The organism is Mesorhizobium sp. M2A.F.Ca.ET.067.02.1.1 (assembly GCF_004023285.1).
Lineage (GTDB): Bacteria > Pseudomonadota > Alphaproteobacteria > Rhizobiales > Rhizobiaceae > Mesorhizobium.
In genome coordinates this window covers 1-3,481 of record NZ_RZSB01000639.1, presented here as the reverse complement: position 1 = coordinate 3,481, position 3,481 = coordinate 1, and the positions used below count along the sequence as shown (strand labels likewise).

At 65.4% G+C, this 3,481-nt stretch carries 5 protein-coding genes; all 5 read right to left on the bottom strand.

Translation table 11 applies throughout. From position 1 onward, the window contains the following. On the bottom strand, window positions 1–633 hold a 633-nt coding region (gene fliP / locus EOA28_RS29165), incomplete at its 3' end, for a flagellar type III secretion system pore protein FliP (RefSeq protein WP_128315542.1). After that, window positions 630–1,124 carry a flagellar basal body-associated FliL family protein gene (locus EOA28_RS29160; protein ID WP_126081521.1) on the bottom strand — a complete coding sequence of 165 codons (495 nt, stop codon included), beginning with the start codon at window positions 1,122–1,124 and terminating at the stop codon, window positions 630–632. The genes fliP and EOA28_RS29160, both read right to left, overlap by 4 nt. Window positions 1,125–1,142: 18 nt before the next feature. Then, window positions 1,143–1,841 (bottom strand): flagellar basal body L-ring protein FlgH, encoded by a 699-nt coding sequence (gene flgH / locus EOA28_RS29155; RefSeq protein WP_126059621.1) that lies wholly within the window; start codon window positions 1,839–1,841, stop codon window positions 1,143–1,145. Beyond that, window positions 1,838–2,407: a MotE family protein gene (locus EOA28_RS29150; protein WP_245463360.1), complete on the bottom strand. Its 570-nt coding sequence runs from the start codon at window positions 2,405–2,407 to the stop codon at window positions 1,838–1,840. Before EOA28_RS29150 ends, flgH begins: the two co-directional genes overlap by 4 nt. 59 nt (window positions 2,408–2,466) lie before the next feature. Continuing rightward, window positions 2,467–3,481 (bottom strand): flagellar basal body P-ring protein FlgI (locus EOA28_RS29145; RefSeq protein WP_148670917.1); only part of this gene is annotated, 1,015 nt, incomplete at its 5' end.

The following is a 3,481-nucleotide window of genomic DNA, read 5'->3' as shown; positions in this document are numbered from 1 at the left end:
CAGCACCATCATGCCCATGGCAATGGTCACGGTGGCGACGATGAGGGCGATGACGAGGAAGGGCAGAACAATGAGAAAGCCGAGCTCGAAGCCGCGGCGGATTTCCGAGATCATGAAGGCCGGCACCAGGATGCGCAGATCGACGGTCTCGCGCGAGACAGTCTGGCCACGCTCGCGGGCGAGGTCGGCGAAAAGGTCGAAGTCCTTGTCGCGCACATTGTGCAGCATGAAGTCGCGGAACGGACCGGAAATCTTCTCGAACGCCTCGCCTTGCGTGATCTGGTTGTCCATCAGCGGCTTCACGCCGGTGTTCCAGGCCTGGTCGAAGGTCGGCGCCATGACATAGAAGGTCATAAACAGCGACAGCGAGATCAGAATCAGGTTTGCCGGCGTCGACTGTAGGCCGATGCCGGCGCGCAGGATCGAGAAGGCGATGACGAAGCGGGTGAAGCTCGTCACCATGATGAGCAGGCCCGGCGCCACCGAAAGCACGGTCAGCAGGCCGAACATCTGGATCAGGTAGCCGACGGTCGTGCCGTCGGCCTTGCCGATGCCGCCGAGATCGAGCTGCTGGGCCGCGGCGACGGAGGTGGTGACGACGATGAGCGCCGTGGCTATGAGGAACTTTCTCATTCGAGCAGCATCGTCCTGACGAGAACCTGTTTGACGTGGCCGCCGCTGCGCAGCGCCGCGCGCTCATCGAGATCGGCCTTGAGATGCTGGTAGCCGCTGGCGCCTTCGATCTGATGCAGCTTGATAGTGCGCACGAAGGCGAGCAGATCCTGGTGGATCTGCTCGGTCACTTCCGGCGGCTGCGGTGCGTCATAGAGAACCGATGCCTCCAGCCGGATCCAGACGTCCGACGGCGAGGCGAGATTGGTGGTGATCGGCGCCAACTGAGCCAGCGTCGGCCCGGCAGCGGCCTTGCCGGCTTCGCCGGTCTTCTCCGCCTTGCCGGTATTCTCCGGCGCCGCGGGCACTGGCGCCGGCGTCTCGCCCTGCTTGAGATAGCCGCCGGAAACCCAGCCCATGCCGATGGCCGCGCCCGTCATGACCAGCAGGATGGCGAGCTGGATCACCAGGGAAGGTCCCTTCTTGGGCTGGACCTGCTCAACATTGGCCATCGCAGCGTTCTCCCGGCCCTAGAAAGGAAGAACCTGGTCGAGGACCTGCTGGCCATAGGCCGGCTGCTGGACCTCGCTTACACGGCCGCGGCCGCCATAGGAGATGCGCGCTTCCGCGATGCGCTCGTAGGGGATGGTGTTCTCCGCGCCGATGTCGGATGGACGAACCATGCCGGCGATGGTGAGGACCCGCAGTTCGTAGTTGACGCGGACCTCCTGTGAGCCCCTGATCATCAGATTGCCGTTGGGCAGCACCTCCGTCACGACGGCGGCGACGTTGAGCTCGATGTCTTCCGAGCGCTTGATCTCGCCGTCGGCATTGGTCTCCGTGCTGGAGCTCAAGCCAGCGTCGCCCTTGCCGCTGGTGCTCTTGCCGTCCCATCCGAGCGTGACGTCATAGCCGAGCTTGCGCGCGGCGGTGCGGCTGCGATCGTTCTGGTTCTTGAAATTAGCCCTGTCGTTGAGCTTGATGTTGACGGTCAGGATGTCGCCGGCGCGCAAGGCGCGCGGATCGGTGAAGAGCCGGCTCTGGCGGTCGTCCCACAGTGAAAATTTCTTCGGCCGCGAGGCAGGCGGCTCGGGATAGGTGTAAGGGCCGGAGGCACCGATGCCGGAACCGACGGGTGACATAGCAGGCTCCCGGCCGATCTCCTTGAAATTGGTGCCGCAGCCGGACAACCCCGCAACCGCGACGAGGACAAAGAACTTCAACTTCATGACGGATCAACCCTTCGCGCCGCGCTGGCCATGATGCCGGTGAGCGTCGCAGCCGCCTTCTGGTCCATTTCATTCAGGATGACGCCGGCCTTGCGCGAATCGAGCTTCATCAGGATGGCCGCCGCGAGCTCGGCATTGACCATCGCCAGCCGCTCGGCGGCGGCGTCCGGCTTCATGCCGGCATAGATCTTGACGACGCCGTCCTCGGCGCGCGCCAGGAACACTTCGCGGCGCTTCAGCCACTCTTCATATTCGGCTTTCTTCGCCTCCAGCGCTTTCATGCGCTCGTCGATGCCGGCCTGCAGCTGCTTCAGCTCTTCCGCCTGCAGGGCGTAGCGGCGGTCGCGCGCGGCATCCGCGATGTTTGAGCAGAAGCGCTGGACCTCGCTTTCGTCAGGCGCTTTCCCGACCGCAAGTCCAACCGGCTGGGCCGATGCCGTCTCGCGCGTGAGTTGGGCCGGCTGAGCCGGCGCCTGACCGCCGAGCAATACCTGGCGCACTTCATCCGCACGGACCGCGCCGCCCGCCAACGCGACGATCGCGCTAATGGCGAGGAGTCCGGTCACGGGGTGAAGTCTTGGGCGGCGATGCAGTGTCGAGGAGAGGAGCGCGATCATCGGCGTGCCTATTGGAGGACCAGGTCGGCCTGCAGGGCGCCGGCAGATTTGATGCCTTGCAGGATGGCGATGATGCCGTCCGGCTTCACGCCGAGGCGATTGAGGCCGGAGACAAGCGTTTCGAGATCGGGGCCATCGAGCACGGCGACGCGGGCGTTGGGCCGGCTCGCATCGATGGCCGTGGACGGTTCCACCGCGGTCTCACCTCTGGAGAAGGGTTCAGGCTGAACGATCCGAGGCGCTTCGGTGATGCGTACGGTAAGCGTGCCGTGGCTGATCGCCACGCGCGAGATCCTGACATTGTTGCCGATGACGACGGTTCCGGTGCGCTCGTCGATGACGACGCGGGCAGGGGAATCCGACTCGACGACGAGGTTTTCGATCTCGGCATAGAAGCGCGCGGCGGAGACATTCTTCGGCCGCCTGATCTGCACGGTTCGGGCGTCGCGCTCGGCGGCGACCCGCATGCCGAAGCGCTGCGAGGTGTAGTCGTTGACGGCATCGGCGATGCGGATGGCGGTCGAGAAATCGGGATTGCGCAATTGCAGTGTCAACACGCCCTGGTCATCGAACTCGGCCGGAACGGCGCGCTCGACGATCGCGCCGTTGGGCACGCGGCCGGCGGTCGGCACGCCTTGCGTGAGTTCCTCGGCCTGACCCTTGGCGGTGAAGCCGCCGACAATCACCGAGCCTTGCCCGACGGCATAGATCTCGCCATCGGCCGCCTTCAGCGGCGTCATCACCAGCGTGCCGCCGGCGAGCGAGGAGGCGTCGCCCATCGAGGAGACGTCGATGTCGATGCGGGCGCCCGACTGGACGAAGGGCGGCATGTTGGCGGTGACGATGACGGCGGCCACGTTCTTGGCGCGCGCGCTGCCGCCTTCAGTGGCGATGCCGAGATTCTCCAGCATGGCGCGGATCGACTGCTCGGTGAAGGGCGAGTTGCGCAGGCTGTCCCCGGTGCCGGCAAGGCCGATGACCAGGCCGTAGCCGACGAGCTGGTTGTCGCGCGCGCTCTGCAAC

Bases quoted from the DNA above. Each gene is read 5' to 3' on its own strand.
- EOA28_RS29160 (WP_126081521.1), bottom strand. From the start codon at position 1,124: ATGGCCAATGTTGAGCAGGTCCAGCCCAAGAAGGGACCTTCCCTGGTG.
- flgH (WP_126059621.1), bottom strand. From the start codon at position 1,841: ATGAAGTTGAAGTTCTTTGTCCTCGTCGCGGTTGCGGGGTTGTCCGGC.